Origin of the sequence: Kineococcus sp. NBC_00420 (genome assembly GCF_036021035.1) — a bacterium.
In the GTDB taxonomy this organism is placed as follows: Bacteria; Actinomycetota; Actinomycetes; order Actinomycetales; family Kineococcaceae; genus Kineococcus.
The window spans coordinates 5,330,931-5,352,172 of the sequence record NZ_CP107930.1; the positions used below are offsets into that span (position 1 = coordinate 5,330,931).

Consider the following 21,242-nt stretch of genomic DNA (forward strand, 5'->3'; position numbering starts at 1 on the left):
ACGCCGGGCGAGGGCTGCTGGTGGCTGCTCGTGGGTCGGGTGTGACCTGCCGCGATGCACGTCGTCGCAGGTCACGGGCAGGTTGACAGCAGGCGGCGGCTGAGTAGCTTCTGAGGTGCAGTCCACGACGAGGAGTACCGATCGGTGCGCCGCGCCACCGCCGTTTCAGCCGCACCACCTGCGACGACGTGTGGAGCGCTGACCGACCGGAGTGGGCGGGGTCGAGTCCGTGCACCCCTAGACAACGGCACGCACCTCGTGGCCGACGGGGCGCGCGACGGCACGAAGGGCGCGCGGACTCGACCTGTTGTTCGGCCCCGACTCGACGCGACCTGACGCGACCCGCGGTGGCCCCGTTCCCACCTCTCTCGCTTACCCTCGCGGGATGCGCGTGCGACCGGCCGATCCTGCTCCTGCGAAGCTGCCGGTGGCGCTGCTGCTGGCCCTCGCGGGTGGTGTCGCCACGTGGGCGGCGTTCCCCGGGTCCCTCTCGACGTCGGGATGGTGGCCCACCGCCGTCCTGGGCATCGCCCTGCTGAGCCTGGCCACCCACGGGGTGCGCGCGCGGCGCGGGTTCCTGGCCGGCCTCCTCTTCGGCCTCGCGTTCATGTTCCCCCTGCTGGCCTGGAGCGGGACCTACGTCGGCCTGCTCCCCTGGTCGGCCCTCTCCATCCTCTGTGCGCTCTTCTACGCCGTCCTGGGGACCTTCCTGCCCCGCCTGCAGCGGGCCCGCTGGGGGACGGCGCCGCTGGCTGTCGCCGCCGGTTGGGTGGGCGTGGAGGCAGCACGTCTGCGGGTGCCGTTCGAAGGGTTCCCGTGGGGGCGCATCGCCTTCTCCCAGGCCGACTCCCCGACCCTCGGGCTCGCCGCGCTGGGCGGTTCGCCCGCAGTGACGTTCGGGACGGCCCTCGCCGGGGCGCTGCTGGCCTCCGCGGTGCTCGCGCTGTTCCGTCTGCCCGCCCCCCTCGGTGCGGTGCGAAGCGCCCCACGACTGCGTCCAGCGGTGGTGTCCCTGCTCGTGGCCGTGCTGGTCACCTGGGCGGGCGCGCTCGTCCCGCGCCCGACGGGGGAGGAGGACGGCACCAGACGCATCGCCGCGGTCCAGGGCAACGTTCCCGAGGCCGGGCTGGAGTTCAACGCCGAACGCCGCGCAGTCCTCGACAACCACGCCGGTGCCACCCAGGCCCTCGCGGCCGAGGTCCGGGCGGGAACGGCTCAGCAGCCGGACCTCGTGCTGTGGCCGGAGAACTCCAGCGACATCGATCCCTACGAGAACGCCGACGCGCAGGCCGTCATCGAGTCCGCGGCCGCCGCCATCGGCGCTCCCGTGCTCGTCGGGGCCGTCCTCGACGGTCCCGGCCGCTTCGTCTCCAACACGGGGATCGTGGTGACCCCTCAGGACGGTCTCGCCGGGGCGCTCGAGGACGACAGCCGGCACTACGTGAAGCAGCGACCGGCCCCGTTCGCGGAGTACATGCCCTACCGCTCCTTCTTCCGGATGTTCAGCGACAAGGTCGACCTCGTCACCCGGGACTTCGTCCACGGTGACCACGTCGGGCTGCTGCGGATGGACGACGTCCGGGTCGGTGACGTCATCTGCTTCGAGGTCGCCTTCGACGACACCGTCCGCGACTCCGTGCGGGCCGGCGCGCAGTTCCTCGTCGTCCAGACCAACAACGCGACGTTCGGCTACTCCGGTGAGGCCGTCCAGCAGCTCGCGATGTCGCGGCTGCGGGCCGTGGAGAGCGGGCGGGCCGTCGTGCAGATCTCCACGGTCGGGGTCAGCTCGATCATCAGCCCCGACGGAACGGCCCACGACGAGAGCACGTTGTTCACCCAGGACGTCCTCCAGGGAGATGTTGTGCTGCGTTCCACCGAGACGATCGCGACGAAGGTCGGGGCCGGACCCGAGTACGTGCTGAGCGGCCTCGCGCTGCTCCTGCTGCTGACCGCCCGCCGCGGCACCCGGCCCGACCGCCGTGGCCGGGGCACCCGGCGGCGGGTCCCCGACGCGCCCACGGGTGATCCGGTGTCGGCGTGAGCGCCTCCTTCCTCCCCCCGGTGCGCCGGCGCCGCTGGACGTCGTGGATCCCGGTGGGCCTGGTGGTGCTGCTGGCGCTGGAGGTCTGGCTGCTCGTCCAGCTCGGGCACCTCGTCGGCGGTGGCTGGGTGTTCGTGCTGATCGTCGCCGAGACGTTCGGCGGGGCTCTCGTGCTGCGCCGGGCCGGGCGCAGGGCGGTGGCGGCGTTCCGCCAGACGGCGTCGGTGCCCTTCGGGGCGCCCGTCCCCGGCCAGCAGCCCGGCGTCGTCGGCAACGCCGTCCTCGCGGGGGCCGGTGGCGTGCTGCTCATCCTGCCCGGCCTGATCAGCGACGTCGTGGGCCTGCTGTGCATCCTGCCGCCGACGCGCCGGCTGCTGCGCGCCCTCTTCGTCCGCCTGGTGCGGACCCGGGTGGAACGCGCCGTGCGCGAGGCCGGGGGCGCGGTCGTCGTGGGTGACGTCGTCCGGGACGACGACATCGTCGACGGTGAGGTCGTCGAGGACCCGCGCGAACTCGGTCGCTGACCCCGACCGGCAGCTCCGGACACCACGAAGGCCGGCCCACCAGGTGGTGGACCGGCCTTCGTGGTGCGCGCTGGCTCAGGCGCTGCGCTTGATCAGTTCGCGGCTGCGGAGCAGCGCGAGCCTCTCGTCGAGCAGGACTTCCAGTTCGGCGATGGTGCGACGCTCCAGGAGCATGTCCCAGTGCGTACGCGCCGGCTTGCCGGCCTTGCGCTCCGGTGCGTCGGTGTCCGCACGCAGGGCTTCTGCCCCGCAGCGGCACTCCCACAACGGAGGCACGTCGGCCTCCAGCGACATCGGCACCACGACCGTGTGCCCCTCGGGGCAGTTGTACGTGACCATCTGGCGCTCGGCCGGTTCGACACCGGACTCGCTCTCGAGGCTCGCGGCTCCGAGGCGGGACCCTCGCAGGTTGCGCTCGCTCATAGTGACCTCCCCATCGTCCCCCTCGTCACGGCTACTCCCGCGGTCCGGGGAGAGTGAAGGGGACTTGATGGTTGAACGCCGTGACGACCCCCGCTGTTCCGCGACTTCCGCACTCGGAGTGTGGAGGTCATGTGCGCAGCGAGGTTGATTGGTTACTCAGCGTACTGGATCGGTACCTCGGCGTGCCTGCTGAACCCCGGCATCCACATCTACCCTCGACAGGAGCAACGCCCCCACCACGAAGAAGACCAGCAACGCCATCAGCGCCGGGCGGTAGGAACCGGTCAGTTGCGCGACCAGCCCGAAGACCAGTGTGCCCAGCCAGCTCGTCCCCCGCTCGCCGGCCTGGTAGAGGCTGAAGTACTCCGCCTCCGCCCCCACCGGCACCAGCCGGCTGTAGAGCGAGCGCGACAGGGCCTGCGTCCCCCCGAGTACCACTCCGATGAGCACGGCCAGACCCAGCCACGTCGGGAACGCACCCCGTGGGACCCCGAAGGCGATCACCACGACCACCGTCCACAGGCCCAGCCCACCCATGACGGTCCGCTTCGCCCCGAACCGACCGGCGAGGCGGCCGAAGAGCAGCGCCCCGAGGAACGCGACGCCCTGCACCAGCAGGATCGTGGTCAGCAACTGCGCCTGGCTGAAGCCGAGCTCCTCCTGGCCGTAGACGCTCGCCGCCGCGATGACGGTCTGGATGCCGTCGTTGAAGATCAGGTACGCCACCAGGAACCGCAGCACCTGGGGGTGGGCCGGCAACCCGCGCAGGGTGGCGATCAGCTGGCGCACCGGCGCCGTCAGGGACCCCTGCGCACCGGGCGCGAGGTCGAGCACCGGGCGGGCCGGCAACCGCCGCAGACCGAAGAACGGCACGAACGTGAACAGTCCCCACCACAGCCCGGCCGAGGCCAGCGAGACCCGCACCGCCCACTCGTCGTCGAGACCGAAGGTCGACGGCGTGGACACCAGCAGCAGGTTGATCGCCAGCAGCAGGAAACCCCCGAGGTAGCCCGCGGCCCACCCGCGCGAGGAGACCTCGTCGCGGTCCTCCGGGGCCGCGACGTCGCAGAGCAGCGCGTCGTTGACCACCAGGGAGCAGACCAGGCTGACGACCGCGACGAGGGCCAGCAGGACCCCCAGCCACCACCGGTCCCCACCCATCGCGACCATCGCCGTCCCGGCCGCCGCGCCGACCCAGGCGAAACCGGCCAGCAGGCGGTGCCGGTGACGGCTGCGGTCGGCCAGCGCCCCCACGAAGGGCAGCACCAGCGCCGCGAGGATCGTCGCCAGGGTGATCGTGTAGAGCGCCAGCGAACCCGGGGCGATCGGCAACCCCAGCACGGACAGGGTGCGGGCGCAGCCGTCCGGCGCCTCCGGGCACGCCGCCCGGCGGGCCAGCACCGTGAGGTAGGGCGCGAACAGGACCGTCTGGGTCGTGGTGACGAACGCGGAGTTGGCCCAGTCGTAGACGTACCAGGAACGACGCGCCCGCCCCAGGGCCGGGTCGAGCGTCGTGCTCACGAGGACCACTCACCGCGGGCGAGCAGGACCTCGCGCAGGACGTCGGCGCGGTCGGTGATGATCCCGTCGACCCCGAGGTCGAGGAGAGCACCGATCTGCACGGCGTCGTCGACGGTCCAGACGTGCACCTGCGCGCCCGCACCGTGCACGGCGTCGACGAAGCGCCGGGACACCACCTCGACCCCGTTCTGGCGCACCGGGACCTGCACGGCGTCGACCCCGGCCAGGGCCCGCCGCACCAGCGGCGGGGTGCGCAGACCGGTCCCCACCAGGGCCAGGGCGGTGGAGCGCGAGGACGCCGACGTCGCCTCGGCCCCGCCGACGGCGGTCAGCGCGGCCCGGCGACGGTCCTCCGCGAACGCTGTCACCAGGACCCGACCGTGCGCCCTCGTCCGACGCAGCACCGCGTCCAGTCCCGGGATCGCCGAGGTCGTCTTCACGTCGAGGTTGAACCGGGCCTGCGGGAACGAGCCCAGGACGTCCTCCAGCCGGGGGACCGGTTCCCGCCCGGCGATGCGGGCGCGGCGGACCTGCGCCCAGGGCGTCCTCGCCAGTTCACCCCGCAGGTCGGTGACCCGGTCCAGGCGCTCGTCGTGGAAGGCGAGCAGCTCACCGTCGGCCGTGGCCCGCACGTCGGTCTCCAGGTAGCGGTACCCCAGCTCCACCGCCGCCGCGAAGGCCGGCAGCGAGTTCTCCAGCCCAGCGAGCTCAGGGGTGGCGGAGAAGCCGCGGTGGGCCATCGCGATCGGTCCCTCCCACGCGCAGAACGCGTGCCGGGCCGGCGGCCGGGGAACCATCAGTCGGTGAACTCCCAGTGCCACGGTTCGAACTGCCCACCGCGGTTCTGCGCCCACGCGGGGTTGATCCAGCCGTAGAGGGCGGCGTTGCGGTCCATCCACAGGTGCTGCGGCGAGCCGGCGTTCTGGATCCCACCGCCGAGGTCGACGGCGATGCCCAACCCGTGACGGCTCGTGCCCGGCGTCGCGGCGAGTCCGGGTTTGCGCTGCTTGACGTCGATCTGCTCGGCCAGCGTCCGGTAGGAGTCGGTGACCGGGATGTTGGTGCCGAAGGCCTCGGCGTAGGCGGTGTTCAGCGCCGCGAACGCGTTCGCCGCGTCGGAGCGCAGGACGTGGTTCGGTGCACTCGCCAACGGGCACAGGGCACTGCGGGGGATGAGCCCGTTCGCGTACCCGGCGAGGCTGATGTCGGTATTGCAGTCGCCGACCGCGCCGTAGCCACCGGAGGAGGCGGCGGCGAGGGCCGCGTCGGCCTGGGCCTTCGCGGTGGCCAGGTTGGCCGCGCGTTCGGCGTCGGAGTTCGCCGTGCCGGCGGCGGTGCTCTGCAGGACGGCGAGGGCGGCGACCTGCGTGCGCTGCTGGGCGAGCAGACCGTCGGCCTGCTGCTTGGCCGAGGTGGCGATGTCGGCCTGGGTCTGCGCCTCCAGGCGGGCGGCGGCGGCCTTCTGGGTGGCGTCGATCTGGTCGCGCTGGGCCTGTTCGTAGGCCTCGACGGCGTTGCTGCGGCCGTCGCCGATGCGCTTCACCGAGGCGAGGGCGCTGGCGGTGTCGTCGGTCGCTCCGCCCCGTAGGACGTCGACCAGACCCGAGTACTCCCGCAACCCACCCGCACCACCGCGGTAGGACGACGCCGCCCACTGCCCCAGGTCCTTCTTGCCCTCGGCCAGGGTGATCTCGGCCTGGCGCAGCCGCTCCTGCTGGACCGCCTCCTGGTCCACGGCGGCCCGCCGTGCCTCGTCGGCCTGCTGGAAGTTCTCCAGGGCCGTGCTGGCCTGCTTCGCGAGGGCGTCCAACTGCGACTGCGCCGCGTCGAGCTGGGACTGCACCTGCGCGGCCTGCGCCGCGGACGCCGCGGCCTGGCGCTGCGCCTCGGCGAGCTGCTGCGGGGAGGGCGTGTCGGTCCCGACGGAGATGGGGGTGATGGAGGCGGGCGTGACGGTGACCGCCGTCGCGGGCGCGACGACGCCCAGGCTCAGGCAGCTGCTGCCGACCACCGCTCCGGCCAGGAGCAGGGTCGCGCGCAGTCGCTGCGAGCGGCGGGCGGGGCGGGCCTGCGGTGAGAGCACGTCGTGCACGTCCAGTGTGGTCGGGGGCGCTGGCCCGGTGTGGCTGCGTCGGAGTCGTGTGGAGGTCCGGTGCGGACCGTCGGGCCGGACACTACCGTCCGCAACCTCGGCACCACGAGGACCCACACGTAGCTGTGGACAACGAACGTGACCAGCATCACAACCCGGAGGGATGATGATTCGTCACGTTCCGCATCGTTCCAGACGCCGTGGTGCCATCATCCGGCGGTGCCAGCGCCCCACCCCGAGACTCACCCCGACGGCCACGTCCTGGACGCCGTGGCCCGTGCCGCGGCCGACGACGCGGGCGGCATCGACCCCGCCCTGCTCGGCGACTTCCTCGACGCCGTCTGGGGTGCCGTCGTCGAAGGACGACGGCTCTCCACCGCGCGCACCGCCCGCTACCGCAGCGTCGGGGAAGGGGCCGCGACCTCGGGCGTGGCGTTGCGCGCCCTGCTCGACCTCTACCTCTCCGCCGCGTGGCGGCTGTGGCGGCACCTCCCGCCCGTCGCCGCCGCGCACGCGGACCCGGACGGGGTCGTGACCGCCGGAGAGGTCGTCCTGCGGGCCACCGACGACGCCGTCGCCTCGCTCACCGAGGGCTACCAGCTCGCCCGTCGCCAGCTCGTGCGCCGGGAGGAGTCCGACCGCCGGGAATTCGTCGACGACCTGCTGGCCGGCACTGCCGACGTCAGCGGCCTGCTGCGCCGCGCCCCGCGCTTCGGCCTCGAGCTGACCGGCCCGCACGCCGTCGCCGTCGTCCGCGCGCAGACCCCCTTCCGCGACGGCAGCCCCCAGCTGGCTGTCGTCGAACGCCGCCTGCAGGGCAGCGTCGCCGACGCCGACCCGCTCGTGGCGACCAAGGACGGCGCCCTCGTCGTCGTCTTCGCCGCCCCCGACCGGGCCGCGGTCGACGAGGTCGTCCTGCGGTTGCGCGACGTCCTCGGTCCCCCCGACCGCACCGCCTGGCGCGCCGGCGTCGGACGTCCGGCCGCGGGGGCCGCGGGTGTCGTCGGCTCCTTCGAGCAGGCCCGCCGCGCCCTGGAGCTCGGCCGCCGCCTCGGGGCGGGGGACCCGGTGGCCGACGCGGCCGACCTCCTCGTCCACGAGGTCCTGCTGCGCGACCCGGGCGTCGCCCAGGACCTCGTCGAGTCGACGCTGGCCCCGCTGCGCCAGGTGCGTGGGGGAGTGGAACCCGTCCTGGCGACCCTGGAGGCGTACCTGGACTCCGGCGGCAACGCGACCGAGACCGCGCGGCGGTTGCACCTGTCGGTGCGGGCCGTCACCTACCGCCTGGCCCGGGTGCGCGACCTCACCGGGATCGATGCGACCCGCGCCGAGCACCGCTTCGGGCTGCAGGCGGCCGTGCTCGCCGCCCGCGCACTGGGCTGGCCGGGGGAACGCGCCTGACGACTCTGCCGGATGTCGGCAAGGAAGAGTCGCCAACTCGTCCAATTCTCGACTCCGCTTTGCCATCTACCGGCAGTCATCATGGGTGAAAGCGGCAAACGTCGCCACGAACCCTCACACACCGGGAGATCGCAGTGGACCTGGGGTTGAACGTCCCCCTGTGGGCCTGGCTCGCGCTCGGCGCGGTCATCGTCGTCATGCTGGCGATCGACCTGCTGTCCCACCGCGGAGCCCACGTCATCGGCTTTCGCGAGGCGGCCATCTGGAGCACCGTCTGGGTCGCGATCGCGCTGGCCTTCGGCGGCATCATCTTCTGGGCCTACGGCGTCGACGCCGGTACCCAGTACACGACGGCCTGGTTGCTGGAGAAGAGCCTCTCCGTCGACAACCTCTTCGTGTTCGCGCTGATCTTCGGGTACTTCAAGGTCCCCCGCGAGTACCAGCACCGGGTCCTCTTCTTCGGGGTCTTCGGCGCCCTGATCTTCCGCGCCATCTTCCTCGGCGTCGGCGTCGCGGTCGTCGAGCGCTTCACCGTCATCCTCTTCGTCTTCGGCGCCATCCTGCTGTGGTCGGCCTGGAAGATGCTCAAGGGCGACGACGGCGAGGAGAGCGACCAGAGCAACAACATCGGTGTCCGGATGCTCAAGCGGGTCATCCCGCTGAAGGACGAGTACCACGGCACGAAGTTCTTCATCAAGGAAGCCGGCAAGCGCTACGGCACCCCGCTGCTCGCCGTCGTCGCGGCCATCGAGGCCGCCGACCTGATCTTCGCCGTCGACAGCGTCCCGGCCGTGCTCGCGGTCTCCAGCGAACCGTTCATCGTCTTCTCCTCCAACGCCTTCGCCATCCTGGGGCTGCGGGCGCTGTTCTTCCTGCTCTCCGGTCTGCTCGAGCGCTTCCACCTGCTCAGCAAGGCGCTGGCCTTCATCCTCGCCTTCATCGGCGTGAAGCTGTTCTTCCAGGCCGGGCACGAGGTCATCAGCCCCTCGATCCCGCACATCCCGACCTGGGTCAGCCTCGGCGTCATCGTGATCTCGCTGACGCTGGCGATCGTGCTCAGCCTGCGCCACCCGGCGCCGGCCGCGGTGGACGGGGCCTCCACCCCGGAGTCCACCGACGAGTCCACCGACGAACCCGCGGGGGAGCCGGTCGACAAGCACTGAACCGCAACGCCCCGAACGCCCGTCCACCCCTCCCGGGTGGGCGGGCGTTCGGCCGTCCGGGCGGGGTTCCTCGCGCCGGGCTCAGGTCGGAGTCGGTGCACGCCGACAACAGTGACTGACCGTCGAGCCCAGCGGCGTCAGGAATGGAGCCCTCCCACCGTGAAGCAGTTCTCCTGCGGCGACGTCGTCGCCGGGTGCCCGCGCACCTTCACCGCCCACGACAGCGACTCCATCCTCAACGAGGTCTCCGGTCACGCCCGCCACGACCACGGGCTGCGCGACGTCCCGGCCGAACTCGTCGGGCAGGTGCTGCTCGCCATCCGCGAGGTCCGCTGAGCCCGGCCCGGCGCTGCGTGGTGCACTTGCGCCCGTGCGCACCCCGCTGTTGACCGCCGCCGCCGCGAGCTACCTCGCCAACTGCGCCCTCGGCGCGGCCGTCGCCACCCGGGTCCTGGACACCTCGGGGTTCCGCTGGGTGCACCACGCCGTCTACGTCGCGACCGCCGTCCTCACCGCCGCCGCCGGGGCCGAGCTCGCCCTGCGCCGCGACCGGGCCTTCTTCCGCCTCCTCCCCGCGGCGCTCCCGCTGCTGGCGATCCCGGCGGTACCGGCCCGCACGCGCTGGCACCCCGTCATCGCCGGCAGCGCCGCCCCCGCCTACGTCGCCGCCCTGGCGAGCTGAGCGGCCGTGGAACTGCGCGCGGCGATCGCCGCCCGACGGACCACCAACGGGGCCTTCCTGCCCGACCCGGTGACCTCGGAGCACCAGCGGATCCTCATGGAGGTCGCCGCCCGGGCCCCCTCGCAGCTGAACAGCCAGCCGTGGCGCTTCGTCCTGGTCGAGTCCCGCGACACCATCGCCGAGGTCGCGCGGGTCAGCGGCGCGTCGATGACGACGGCCATGGGCAACGGGACGTTCTTCGAGCGCTACAAGCGCTACTTCCGCTTCAGCGCCGCGGAGATGGAGAGCAGCCGTTCGGGGATGCTCTTCGACAAGCTCCCCGCGCCGTTGCGCCCCTTCACCCGCAGCGTGTTCACCCGACGCGGGCAGTTCGTGATGAACCTGCTTGGGGTCCCGCGCAAGCTCGGCCGCCAGAACCGGGACCTGGTCGCCGGCTCCCCGCTGCTGCTGGGGGTGATGCTGGACCGCGCGGAGTACCGGCCGGGGGAGTTGTCCGGCTTCTACTCGCTGTTCTCGATGGGCGCGGCGATGGAGAACGTCTGGCTCTCCACGACGGAGCTCGGTCTGGGGATCCAGTTCGTCAGCTTCCCCATGGAGGTCCCCGGGGCCTGGGAGACGCTGGTGGACCTGCTGAAGGTCCCCGACGACCTCGAGCTGATGGCCGTCTACCGGATCGGCTACCTCCCCGAGCAGGCCCGTCGGCCGGTGATCGACTGGTCGAGCCACGAACGGCGGCGGGTGTCGCAGTTCGTCTTCCGCGAGGACTGCCGCACGCCCCAGGAGGGCTGGGACGCCGAGAGCGGTCTGTAGGGCGTGTCCTGCGGATCAAGAAGACGGCTGACATCGAGTCGGCGTGATCGTGCTTGCATGCGGTGGGAGAACAACCGCTGACGCCTTCGAACACTTGTGCGATCATGAGTGCGTCGTTCGGGAAAGTGGAGTCCACCAGAGTGGTGTACGACCACCCCCGATGACGGGCGTGGCTAAGACGTAGAAGGCGGCCACCGCGTGATGCTTCGACCTGAGTTCCCACTCAAGACCGAAGAAGGACCACGCGATGACCGCCAACCCCATGATGGACCCTCCCCGCTTCGTCGACGAGCAGCTGGCGCAGGCGAGCCCAGACCTGCTGCGCGAGCTGATGTCAACTTTCATCAACACACTCATGTCCGCTGACGCCGACGCCGTCTGCGGAGCTGCCTACGGCGCTACGAGCCCGGAGCGGGTGAACTCCCGCAACGGCTACCGCCACCGCGACTTCGACACCCGTCTCGGCACGATTGACGCCGCGATCCCGAAGCTGCGTTCCGGGTCGTACTTCCCGGACTGGCTGCTGGAGCGACGCCGCCGCGCTGAACGGGCCCTGACAACCGTCGTTACCACCGCCTACCTACTGGGAGTCTCGACGAGGCGGATGGAGAAGCTCGTCGAGTCGTTAGGGATCACGAGGTTGTCGAAGTCGCAGGTCAGCGAGATGGCCAAGGACCTCGACGTCCAGGTCGAAGCCTTCCGCACGAGGAGACTTGACGCTGGTCCGTACACGTTCGTCGCTGCCGATGCGCTGGTGATGAAGGTCCGTTAGGACGGCCGCGTCGCCAACGTCCACGCGATGCTCGCCGTCGGGCTCGACGCCGACGGTCACCGCCAGATCCTCGGCCTGCAGACCTCCAGCGCGGAGGACAGCGCGGGCTGGTTGGGTTCTTCCGCGATCTCACCGCCCGCGGCCTGAGCGGCGTCCGACTCATCACCTCCGACGCCCACGCCGGCGTGGTCGCAGCGATCGGGGCGCCCCTGCCCGGCGCCAGCTGGCAGTGGTGCCGGACGCACTACGCCGCGAACCTCATGTCGGTTACACCGAAGACGTTGTGGCCTTGGGTGAAGACGTTGCTGCACAGCGTCTACGACCAGCCGGACGCGGACTCGTTGCACGCCCAATTCGACCGCCTGTTGGACGCCGTGGAGCAGAAACTGCCGAAGGTCGCCGCCCATCTGGACGCGGCCCGCGCCGACGTTCTCGCGTTCACCGCGTTCCCGAAGGAGGTCTGGCGTCAGGTCTGGTCGAACAACCCGCAGGAACGGTTGAATCGGGAGATCCGCCGCCGCACCGACGTCGTGGCTATCTTCCCCGACCGCGACTCCCTGATCCGCCTCGTCGGGGCCGTCTTGGCTGAGCAGGACGATGAGTGGACCGAGGGCCGGCGCTACCTCGGCCTGGACCTGCTGGGCCGTTGTCGGTTGATCGCGATGCCCGGCGGAGCCGACACCATCGAGACCGCGTCGGAGGTGAACTCCGACCTCACTCTGCAGGCCCTGACGGCCTGATCACACGGAGCATCTCGCGGCGAACGTCGTACACCACCTCCATGGACTTGACCTTCGGGAGGTACTGGCGCAGTAGTAGCTTCGTCAGCACTCCTCGATGTGCGTCTACGGGTGGAGGTCGTATGTTCAAGTCCTTAACCATCGGGTCGTCGCCGGTGGCGACCGTCGACCTAAACCTGATCTCCGTTGAAGCGGCGCAGGCCACGTTCACGCTGAACGTTCGTCACACCAGCTCAGCGACGCACGACGTCACCTCTAACCTGTTCGATGAAGCTGGCGCTTTCGGCGAAGATCCAGGCGGCCCAGCGAGGCTACGACTGACGTTGAACTTCTCTGACGGGCAGTCGGTGGACAACGTGTCCTCACTACAGCGGCAAGCCCCCACCAGCGGTGGTAGCGAACACTCCTCACCATCGGCCAGTGACTTGCCCCTGCTGGCCGGCGGTGAAGGCGGCTCGTACATGACCGACGACGACCCGACGCGAACCGCAGAACGGACTTTCCGGCTGCAGCCGCTGCCAGCGGGGAAGCTGGTGAGCATCGACTTCCGGTGGCCGGGACTGCAGATCCCTGACACACGCACCGGGTGGACGTAACCCTTCTCGAGTCCGCCGTAGTTCCGTCGCGATCCCATGGTGGTTCGACTCACGTCGTGGCGCGGTTCATCGAAGGTGCAGCATGATGCAAACGAGGATCACCTCGCTGCGGAAGTAGGCAGCGCGTTTGGCGTAGCGGGTGGCGAAGGCGCGGAACTGTTTGAGTCGGTTGATGCAGCGCTCGACGACGTTGCGCTGACGATAGATTTTGGAGTCGAAGGCGGGTGGCCGTCCACCGGTGGAGCCCTTGGCTTTGCGCCGGGCGATCTGGTCGCTCTTCTCCGGAATTGTCGCTTTGATGCGTCTGCGCCGCAGTGCTTTGCGTGTGGGGGCGTGGGTGTAGGCCTTGTCGGCGATGGACCCGCTCGACGTGCAGGCGTCGGTTGTCCGCATACCCACTGCCGCGCAGCGCGGCCAAGGCGTCCAGCAGTGGCAGCAGTTGCGGGTTGTCGCCGGCCCGACCTGGAGTGAGGATCAATGCGAGCGGTAACCCGGACGCGTCGACGGCCAGGTGCAGCTTGGACGTCAGTCCTCCGCGGGAGCGCCCGAGGTACTCTCCCTCGACCGCGAGGGCTTCGATCCAGGATGCACAGCCCCGTTACCTTGTTCTTGCCCCCAAGGTGGGGGCGCAGGCCAGCGGTCCCGGTATGACTCGAAGCCCCTGTCGTCATGATCGAAAAGTGGCTCTCCTGACACATGTGTGAAGCCGTCACCGGCCTCCCCGCCCCGGTAGCGGCGGGCAGAACCCACCCAACGCCAGCATCGCCAACCCCACCAACGGTGCCGAAGAGTGGAACCCGAACGCCACCCGCGTCAGGACCCGGATCTTCGTGTTCATCGACTCCACCAACCCATTCGAGAGGCCATGCTCGAACGTCGCCTCGATCGCCGGCCGGTGCCTGATGATGTTGCGCGAGAGAGCCACAAACGCCGGGATCCGACACCGCCGGGCCCACCCGATCCACCGATCTAACGCCTGGCTCGCCGCGCCCGGACCGTCCTGACGGGCGATCCGGAAAACCATCCGCAGACCCTCCTTCAACAGGTACGCCCGATGCAGGCGCGGATCCGTCCGCGCGATCCATCCCAACTGCGCCGCCTGGTTCTCGCTCAAGTCTTCAGGGTTCCTCCACAACGCCCACCGCGCCCCCTTCAGCGACCGCGCACCCCCGGTCGCCGCCGGCGCTCTACCCAGCGATCGGTCACGACCAACCGCGCCTCGAGCCCGGTTCCACGAACCCCGACGCTCCTCGTCCAACGCCTTGCTCGCCCACTGCACGACATGGAACGGATCAGCACAGCGCACCGCGTTCGCACACCGCTGCGCCACAACCGTCGCGATCCAGTTCGCACCGTCGGCGGAGACGTGCGTGATCGACGCCGACCGCTCGGGACCGAGTGCGTCGAAGAACCCCCGCAGCGTCTCCTTGTCCCGCCCCGGCGCGGCCCACACCAACCGCCCGGTGTCGTGATCCACCACGATGGTCAGGTACTTGTGGCCGCGTTTGTAGGAGATCTCATCGATGCCGATCCGCGCCAGCCCCGCGAACCGGTCCGCCCCTGTCAATGCGCCCGCCGTGACCCGCTCGACGATCACCCCAACCGTCCGCCACGCCACCCGCATCAACTGCGCCACAGCTGATCGGGACGTGTGAACCGCCAGCCACGCGACCTGCTCGTCAAAGGCGAGAGTGTGACCGGCGTCGTGACGAGCCCACGGCACGGCAGCCACCACCACTCCATGCCTTCGGCACTGGACCCGCGGCGCTGCCGCTTGGACGAACGCGCGCACACTGCCCACGTCCAGCGCCCGCCACCGCCGGACTCCGCGCCCGGCATCGAAGCGGCGGCACGGCCGCCGACACCGCCCGCACCGGTTAGCGGCGCGCTTAGGCACCCGCACCGACACGACGAGCACCCCGGCGTCCTCGTCGAGCTCGACGTCTTCGACGACGGCCTGCTGCAGTCCGAGCAGCTCAACCCATATCCTGGCTCCGCGCACGCCGTTCTCCCGTGGTGACGATCATGATCTCGACAATCAGGACCGTAGCCACCAGGACGGCGTGCGCCCTGCATCTCAGCTGCTCAGAGGCGTCGGGACAGCCAATCTGAGCTCATACATGTGTCACAAGAGCCCTGTTGTCAACGCGGCGGGAACGACGCGATGTCGTCGCTCCACTGTGCTGCGGCCGTCTGCAGTCGCCTCCGGTCGAGCCTGAACGGAACGCTGTACTCGTACAGGTCGGGTCTGGACTGCGCCGTCCAGCCGGGCTTGCCTGCCACCGCCTCCAGCGAGAGGTGGACGCGCAGCAGGGTTTCTTCACCCACCACCGAGGCCACGCTGAAGGCGAGGTTCGGCTCCGTGAAGGCGAGTAGGTGCTCGCCGTCCTCACCAGGGCTGTCGGTCGGCTCGATCCGTCCTTCGGCGGCGGCCTGCAGCCAGCGGTGCAGTTCGTGGGCTTCCCAGGTGGTGAGGCTGGGGTCGTGGAACGTCCACGACTCCCCGGCTGCTGTGCGTACCTGCCCGTGAACGTTGAGCCAGTTCGCGTCCCAGTCGCCGGGAGTGTTGAGCGCTGGGTACTGGTAGCCGGTAGGTCGCAACTCGAAGAGGGCGCCGTCGGTGGAGGTGAGGTGCACTCGATGATTGTCTGGCACCGACGCTGGCAGGGACCCGCCTGAGGTGACCTCCTGACCTGATTGATCGTCTGGCGTTGCAGGGCGCCGCCGCGAGGCCAGGGTGCGACGAAGGACCGCCCCCGTTGGTACCCCGATCTCCATGGTGTTCTGGTCAGCGGAATGACCGTGAAGTCGTGAGCACGCCGAAGGAACGCAGCTCGTGGTGAGACCGGAAGATCAGGTGAGGTGCTCGAAGGCTTCCTCACCGGGCCGCCAACACATCCAACCCTTGTCCTCGAAGCCGAAGAGCATGGCGATCTCTGGCCCCTCGATCTCGTCCGGGGTGGGCAGCAGGACGATCGCTCCGCCGGTGAGCTCCAGACGCAGTCCCTGGGCCCTCGCCTCCGTCGTCGCGGTCACGGTCCCTGCTATGAGCGAGACCAGGACATCGGCGTAGCCGCTCTCTCCGGGCACGATCCGCCGGCCGGCTGCTTCTACGACGGGCATGACGTCGCAGTTGAGGACGGGGGCATCGTGTGTCGGGCCGTCGAAGCGGAGCTGGACGTAGTCCATGACGAACTGGACCGAGAAGAGGCGGAACCCGACCAGACGTCCTAGCAGGTCGTTCCAGGCGTAAGTCTGATCGTGGAGGGGCATGTCCGTCATCTTCCCCGAGCGGCTCAGGGCTGTTGCTCACCGTGGAGCGCACGGTCTTGGCGTACGGTCTGCAGTCTGACTAGTGAGCGCGACGTCGCCGACCGCGCGCATCGTGGGATGACCGGATGGGCCTCAGCAGGTTCGCGTCGGTGGGCTCGTGTCCGGTCATCACTGAGCGAGGTCGCAGGTGAGCTCGCGGAAGGGGCGGTCACCGGGTCCGGTGAAGTCTTGGACGGGGATGAAGCCGGCCTTGCGGCACAGGACGAGGGAGCGGTCGTTGAAGGTGGCGACGGCGGTGCGCAGCTGGTGGGGGTGGAAGAGTTCCCGGGCCAGGACGGCGACCTGCTCGAAGAGTCCCGACGCTAGGCCTCGGCTGGTGAGGTCGGGGTGGACGCCGAGGCCGACGTCGAGGACTCCGGCTTGGGGTTGTTGTCCGTGGACGCGGGCTTCGGGGCCGAAGACGCAGAAGGCGATGACCGTGCCGTCGTCATTGGTGGCGGGGTAGTAGCCGCTGCCGTCGGGGTCGCGGTGGGTGAAGAGGTTGGTGTTGGTGGGGTCGACGTTGTAGAGGTCGAAGGGCGGAGGGTAGGCCCAGGCGGCAACGGTGCGGGCCTCGTCGTGGGTGAAAGAGCGTCTCAGTAGGGTCGGCACCTGCTGCACGGTAGCCAGATGGCTCCGCAACAATCGCACGACTTATGCGCCATGGTCGCGGCATCTCCAGCACCGGGATCACCCGTATCGTGGGATGACCGTGACGTCGCCTGGATGGCCTAGTGGGTATCTCAGCCGGCATCTTCGGCGTTGCGAGGTATGGCAGGGTCGGATCGTGGGCGCACCTGTGACAGTTCTCGGGAAGGATCTCGTCGTCGAGAAGGCCTGGTCCCGTCGTCCTCGCGTCATGCACAACGGTCAGGAGCTGCCGCGCGATCGTTGGGGAGCTCCCGTCCTGGTGGATGAGGAGGGCCGTAGTCATCAGGTGCAGGCCGGTTTCAGTTGGCGTCAGCTCAGTCCCACGGTGGAGCTGGATGGGCGCACCGTTTTGGCCTCCGCCCCGCTGCCGATACCGGTGCGGGTGGTGTTGCTGGCCTTCGTGGTCGTCGGTTTCTTCGGGGGCGCGATCGGGGTGGTGCTGAGCATGAGTGCGGCACTGGTCAGTGCCGCCCTGTTGCGCCGGCCTGGTAGGAACGCTGGTCACGTGATCGGTGCCGTCGTGGTGCCGCTGGCGGCGGTCGTCGTCTTCCTGCTCGTCGCGGTGTGGTTGTCGTAGGGCGAGGATTGGGTTGCCCCTACTTCAGTTGAGCCTCGTCGGTCGGTTTGACCGCGTGACGTAGCTGCCACCCATCAGTGCAGCAGACCCCAGACCGATCGTATGCGAGGTCGCCACCCGTCGGCTTCGGTCGACGGGTCGAACCGCTGCCTGAAGGCTGGTGTGAGTGGTGCGTCGTAGGCTCCGCGGTGTGATCCGACGATGAGCAAGCTCGACGCCCAGCGGGCGATGCGCGAAGCCAACTACGCCCGCAACAGCGGCCCCCGCGCAGCAGCCAACGGGAAACCGGTAGTGGCTCCGGCTGCTCGTACGGCACAGCCGGCTGGCGCCGCGGCAGCCGCTCTGGGGGCACCCACGGATGGGCGGTGCGGGCACAAGTCCATGAATGGCCGGGCATGTTCCCGTGAGGCGGCGCACCCCGAGAAGAACCACCGCTACAGCTGACGGCGACCCGTGGATCGATGGATCCAGAGCGCGGCCCGGTTCCCGGACAGCTTGATCATGACCCACTTCTCCGGACGTGCGCCGGCCTCTTCTGCCCGTCCTGCGACTGTTGCGGCGGGCCTGGAGGACTCACGTCTGCTTGGCCTGCTGGCTGCGCGATATCAGTGCTCGAGGAGTTGGGCGTTGCGTGCCTCGATGGCTTCGGCGGTCGTGGGGAAGATCATGGGCAAGCCGAACGTCTCCGTCTCGGTCTGGATCCGCTCCGCGACGGGACGGAAGCTGCGTTCGTACTCCACGAAAGCGCGCTCGATGTCGCCGCCGGTGGTCACGAAGGCGTCGTAGAGGGCCGTGGCGCCGAGGATCGCGACCGAACCGCCCATGCCGGCGGCCGGTGAGGGGCAGTACGCGGCGTCCCCGACGAGCACCACCCGACCCGATGACCACCGCGGCAGGTGGATCTGGCTCAGCTTGTCGAAGTAGAAGTTGTCGGCGCTCAGGGCGGCGTCGACGACGTCGGTGAACGGCTCACCGGCACCGGCGAACTCCTCGCGGATGATCTGCTTCTGCTCCTCGAGGTCGTGGTAGTCGTAGCCGATCTCCTGCTCGGCGTGGAACACGAGGACGACGTCGGTGCTGTCCTGGTAGGAGTTCAGCAGCAGCGTCCGGCCGGGGGTGTTCTGGATTCGTGAGGTCCAGGACGGGATGAACGCGCCGTCCACGACGGTGACGGAGGTGTAGTGGTGCAGGAAGTGGCTGTAGTCGCTCTCCGGGCCGAAGTGAAGGCGGCGCACGGCGGAATGGTTGCCGTCGCATCCCAGCACCATCGCGAAGTCGCGGGCGGCAGCGTCGCGGAAGGTCGCGCGGATGCCTTCGGGGACGTCGGTGAGGGAGGTGATGGAGTCGTCGAAGATCACCTCGGCGGTGTCTCCGAGCGCAGCGAACAGGATGGCGAGGAGGTCGTCGCGGTGGATCTCGACGTCGTCGCGGCGGTGGATCTCGTACTCGTCGATGACGATGTTGGTGTTGGTGTCTTCGGAGGTCTCCGGTTCCATCCGCGCGATGGTGGCGCCGTCGATCTCGGCGAACTCGGTGGTGCGTGGCGGGAGTGCTTTGGCCTGCACCGCTGCGAGGATGCCCAGGCGTTCGGCGATGGCCATGGTGTCGTTGCGCAGGTCGACGGGGGTCCCGCCCTTCCTCAGTCCTGTGGCGCGTTCGACGATGGTGACGTCGTAGCCTAGGCGCTGCATCCAGATCGCCGTGCTCAGGCCCGCGAAGCTCGCCCCTGAGATCAGGACCCGCTGCCTCTGCTCCGCCTGCTCTCCGTGTTCCGCCGGCTCCTCTGGCTGTGCCTGCTCCTCTTGCTGTGCCTGTTCCGCCTGCTGCGTTGTGACCGTCGCCATGACGTGTCCCTCTCGTCGGCCGTGCCCGTTAGAGTCAAAAGTGCAGTGACTCCATGCTTTGACGCTAACACGAAGTTGGTGTGACCCCAAGCTTTCTGCGAGCATGGCGGCTGTGACCGAGTTGATGGGCCGCCGAGAGCGCAAGAAGCGGGAGACGCGCAACCGCCTGGCTGACGTCGCAGCCCGGTTGTTCGCCGAACGCGGCTACGACGCCGTGTCCGTGTCCGACGTGGCGAGCGCGGCGGGGGTGGCGGATCAGACCGTCTACAACTACTTCCCCACCAAGCCCGACCTCGTCTTCGACCTCGCCGAGGAGATGCTGGAGCGTTCTCGTCGTTGTGTGGCCGAGCGGGAGGTGGCCTTGACTCCGGCGGAGGCTCTGCGCGCTTCGGTGCACGAGGACATCGACCAGTTCGTGCGGGCGGATCCTGCTCTCGCCCGGGGTGAGTACCTCGCCCTGTCGGTGGCGAATGAGGATGTGCGCCGCTACGCGATGCGGTTTCGCCACGACCAGGCTGAGGCGATCGCGGGAGCCATCGCTGAGACCGATCCGGAGCTGAACGCTCTCGTCGCCCGTGCCCACGCCGGCGTCCTCGTCACCGTGATCCAGGCCGTCACTGAGCGGATCGGTGCGGCGATCTTGTCGGGGGCTGATCTGGGGTCGATCGCTGGGGAGTTGCACGCTGATGCCGATGTCGCGCTGACCGATGCCGCGGAGAACTTCCGCGCGTCGAAGGCGAGGGTCACCGCGGACGGTTCATAGCCAGTCGTCTCTCAGGGTTGCATCAGACCCCCCGCTTGGAGCGCACCGACGTCTCAGGTCGAAGAAGGACTGCAGGGCCAGACCCAGGATGGGTGGTGTCCGTCGGTGGCCCGTCGCGGGGCGCCAAGGTGGATGCCTACTCGGTCAGGGGTTCAAAGTAGATCTCGCGTCAGGGGCCGCAGGATCAGGCTGGTTGTCACGAAGCAATCGTGCGAGAGCAGCCGGGACCAAGGCTCGGCGCACCATTCGTCCGCGCTCGTTCAACAGCGCCAAGGGGCAGTTCACCCCGACACGCCAGAGTTCAGTCGCAGCCCAACGGGGCAGGGGTTCGGATGGGCTCAGGCTGCTCAGCTGCTGCTGGCGAACGGACGAGAGATGGGTCCACCACTGGGCGACCGCCTCGTCTTCACCGGTCGCCGACTCTGGTGACGTTCCGGGACGGGCTGTCAGCTCGGCTGTGACAGCGCGCGTTGCGACGGCCTCAGGCTGACGGGTAGTCAGAAGTGTCGAGGAGTCCACTGAAGCCGCGACGGGCGAGGGGGGCGGCGTCATGTGGGCACTGTCTCGTGGATGGTGAGCGCCCGCTTCTTGTCCTTGGTCCCACAACTGGGGCTCGCCTCCTGATCTGCTCGGTGGGGTGGCCGCGTTCGTCATGTCGTTGTTCAGCTCGATTGGGCTGCTGGGCTTCTTCGGCTTCGGATCCCTGGCCATCTTGTGGGTGCTCGTCACCGTGACCGGTTACCGCGCCATCTGCCGCTGTGACGTCGCCGGTCATCAGGCGTGGATGATGCGTGGCTTCGCCCTGACCTGTGTGGCCCTGACCTGTGTGGCCCTGACCTGTGTGGCCCTGATCTGTGTGGCCCTGATCTGTGTGGCCCTGATCTGTGTGGCCCTGATCTGTGTGGCCCTGATCTGTGTGGCCCTGATCTGTGTGGCCCTGATCTGTGTGGCCCTGACCTGTGTGGCCCTGACCTGTGTGGCCCTGACCTTGTGGTTGTCAGCACCGCCGATCCCGCAGGTCCTGGCAGGGGTGGCCTTCGAAGAGGTTCGCGTCGCTGCCTACGCACCGCTGCCGTTCCTGGCGTGTCTGCCCAACCTCGTGGTGTGCGAGTTCACGATCGAACGCCGCGGTCTACCCGCGTTGCGTCTCAGCCCCTCACCCACAGCCTTGGATTCGCGGCGCCCAGTGTGGCTTGAGCCTTCCCGCAGGGACCGCCTCGCTTCGTAGTGCGCCCGCGCCCACCGCGGGATGACCCTGCGGTGCTCGTGGTGCCGCACCGGGGCGGTGCTGCGACAGCGGTCCTGACGCCATGGGCATCGAGACCGCCGT

General features: G+C 69.5%; 20 protein-coding genes and 2 pseudogenes. 12 read left to right on the top strand and 10 right to left on the bottom strand.

Features of this window, described 5'->3' with window-relative positions; all coding sequences use genetic code 11:
- The first annotated feature begins 385 nt into the window (after nt 1-385).
- Both lnt and OG218_RS26040 read left to right on the top strand, forming a co-directional pair.
- A complete protein-coding gene (lnt, locus tag OG218_RS26035; protein WP_328296123.1) occupies nt 386-2,041 on the top strand; it encodes an apolipoprotein N-acyltransferase in 1,656 nt (551 codons plus the stop codon).
- Nucleotides 2,038-2,565 carry an FxsA family protein gene (locus OG218_RS26040; protein WP_328296124.1) on the top strand — a complete coding sequence of 176 codons (528 nt, stop codon included), beginning with the start codon at nt 2,038-2,040 and terminating at the stop codon, nt 2,563-2,565. The genes lnt and OG218_RS26040 overlap by 4 nt, the downstream gene beginning before the upstream one ends.
- Before the next feature lie 75 nt (nt 2,566-2,640).
- On the opposite strand, the gene OG218_RS26045 is transcribed toward OG218_RS26040, so the two are convergent.
- From OG218_RS26045 to OG218_RS26060, 4 genes are all read right to left on the bottom strand, one after another.
- On the bottom strand, nt 2,641-2,988 hold the full coding sequence (locus tag OG218_RS26045) for an RNA polymerase-binding protein RbpA (protein WP_328296125.1): 348 nt from the start codon (nt 2,986-2,988) through the stop codon (nt 2,641-2,643).
- Between the two features lie 156 nt (nt 2,989-3,144).
- Nucleotides 3,145-4,509: an MFS transporter gene (locus OG218_RS26050; protein WP_328296126.1), complete on the bottom strand. Its 1,365-nt coding sequence runs from the start codon at nt 4,507-4,509 to the stop codon at nt 3,145-3,147.
- Nucleotides 4,506-5,330, bottom strand: coding sequence for a glycerophosphodiester phosphodiesterase family protein (locus OG218_RS26055; RefSeq protein WP_328296127.1), 825 nt, complete (start codon nt 5,328-5,330; stop codon nt 4,506-4,508). Before OG218_RS26055 ends, OG218_RS26050 begins: the two co-directional genes overlap by 4 nt.
- On the bottom strand, nt 5,306-6,592 hold the full coding sequence (locus OG218_RS26060; protein ID WP_328296128.1) for a M15 family metallopeptidase: 1,287 nt from the start codon (nt 6,590-6,592) through the stop codon (nt 5,306-5,308). The genes OG218_RS26055 and OG218_RS26060 overlap by 25 nt, the downstream gene beginning before the upstream one ends.
- 228 nt (nt 6,593-6,820) lie before the next feature.
- Between OG218_RS26060 and OG218_RS26065 the strand changes: the two genes are divergently transcribed.
- The 7 genes and pseudogenes from OG218_RS26065 to OG218_RS26095 all read left to right on the top strand — a co-directional run bounded on the left by OG218_RS26065 (nt 6,821) and on the right by OG218_RS26095 (nt 12,765).
- On the top strand, nt 6,821-8,002 hold the full coding sequence (locus OG218_RS26065) for a PucR family transcriptional regulator (RefSeq protein WP_328296129.1): 1,182 nt from the start codon (nt 6,821-6,823) through the stop codon (nt 8,000-8,002).
- A gap of 146 nt (nt 8,003-8,148) precedes the next feature.
- Entirely contained in the window at nt 8,149-9,165 is a 1,017-nt protein-coding gene (locus OG218_RS26070) for a TerC family protein (RefSeq protein WP_328296130.1), read from the top strand.
- A gap of 159 nt (nt 9,166-9,324) precedes the next feature.
- Nucleotides 9,325-9,501 (top strand): DUF1059 domain-containing protein, encoded by a 177-nt coding sequence (locus tag OG218_RS26075; protein ID WP_328296131.1) that lies wholly within the window; start codon nt 9,325-9,327, stop codon nt 9,499-9,501.
- Nucleotides 9,502-9,535: 34 nt separating this feature from the next.
- Complete coding sequence (locus OG218_RS26080) at nt 9,536-9,847, top strand: hypothetical protein (RefSeq protein ID WP_328296132.1); 312 nt, start codon at nt 9,536-9,538, stop codon at nt 9,845-9,847.
- A 6-nt stretch (nt 9,848-9,853) separates the two neighbouring features.
- A complete protein-coding gene (locus OG218_RS26085) occupies nt 9,854-10,657 on the top strand; it encodes a nitroreductase family protein (protein WP_328296133.1) in 804 nt (267 codons plus the stop codon).
- Between the two features lie 247 nt (nt 10,658-10,904).
- A pseudogene (locus OG218_RS26090) lies at nt 10,905-12,169 on the top strand (IS256 family transposase).
- A gap of 155 nt (nt 12,170-12,324) precedes the next feature.
- On the top strand, nt 12,325-12,765 hold the full coding sequence (locus OG218_RS26095; protein ID WP_328296134.1) for a hypothetical protein: 441 nt from the start codon (nt 12,325-12,327) through the stop codon (nt 12,763-12,765).
- Between the two features lie 66 nt (nt 12,766-12,831).
- On the opposite strand, the pseudogene OG218_RS26100 reads toward OG218_RS26095, so the two are convergent.
- The 5 genes and pseudogenes from OG218_RS26100 to OG218_RS26120 all read right to left on the bottom strand — a co-directional run.
- A pseudogene (locus OG218_RS26100) lies at nt 12,832-13,333 on the bottom strand (IS5 family transposase); the annotation flags it as partial.
- Between the two features lie 141 nt (nt 13,334-13,474).
- Entirely contained in the window at nt 13,475-14,767 is a 1,293-nt protein-coding gene (locus OG218_RS26105; RefSeq protein WP_328296136.1) for an ISL3 family transposase, read from the bottom strand.
- Nucleotides 14,768-14,907: 140 nt separating this feature from the next.
- A complete protein-coding gene (locus OG218_RS26110) occupies nt 14,908-15,402 on the bottom strand; it encodes a WapI family immunity protein (protein ID WP_328296137.1) in 495 nt (164 codons plus the stop codon).
- A gap of 216 nt (nt 15,403-15,618) precedes the next feature.
- Nucleotides 15,619-16,038: a hypothetical protein gene (locus OG218_RS26115; RefSeq protein ID WP_328296138.1), complete on the bottom strand. Its 420-nt coding sequence runs from the start codon at nt 16,036-16,038 to the stop codon at nt 15,619-15,621.
- Nucleotides 16,039-16,206: 168 nt separating this feature from the next.
- A complete protein-coding gene (locus tag OG218_RS26120; RefSeq protein WP_328296139.1) occupies nt 16,207-16,689 on the bottom strand; it encodes a GNAT family N-acetyltransferase in 483 nt (160 codons plus the stop codon).
- 175 nt (nt 16,690-16,864) lie between these two features.
- On the opposite strand from OG218_RS26120, the gene OG218_RS26125 reads away from it, so the two are divergent.
- On the top strand, nt 16,865-17,305 hold the full coding sequence (locus OG218_RS26125) for a hypothetical protein (RefSeq protein WP_328296140.1): 441 nt from the start codon (nt 16,865-16,867) through the stop codon (nt 17,303-17,305).
- A gap of 605 nt (nt 17,306-17,910) precedes the next feature.
- Here the strand turns inward: OG218_RS26125 and OG218_RS26130 are convergent.
- Nucleotides 17,911-19,041: an FAD-dependent monooxygenase gene (locus OG218_RS26130; protein WP_442906564.1), complete on the bottom strand. Its 1,131-nt coding sequence runs from the start codon at nt 19,039-19,041 to the stop codon at nt 17,911-17,913.
- A gap of 220 nt (nt 19,042-19,261) precedes the next feature.
- On the opposite strand from OG218_RS26130, the gene OG218_RS26135 reads away from it, so the two are divergent.
- Together OG218_RS26135 and OG218_RS26140 are read left to right on the top strand one after the other, a co-directional pair.
- A complete protein-coding gene (locus OG218_RS26135) occupies nt 19,262-19,912 on the top strand; it encodes a TetR/AcrR family transcriptional regulator (RefSeq protein ID WP_328296142.1) in 651 nt (216 codons plus the stop codon).
- 637 nt (nt 19,913-20,549) lie between these two features.
- Nucleotides 20,550-21,140 carry a DUF2306 domain-containing protein gene (locus tag OG218_RS26140; protein WP_328296143.1) on the top strand — a complete coding sequence of 197 codons (591 nt, stop codon included), beginning with the start codon at nt 20,550-20,552 and terminating at the stop codon, nt 21,138-21,140.
- Nucleotides 21,141-21,242 lie beyond the last annotated feature (102 nt).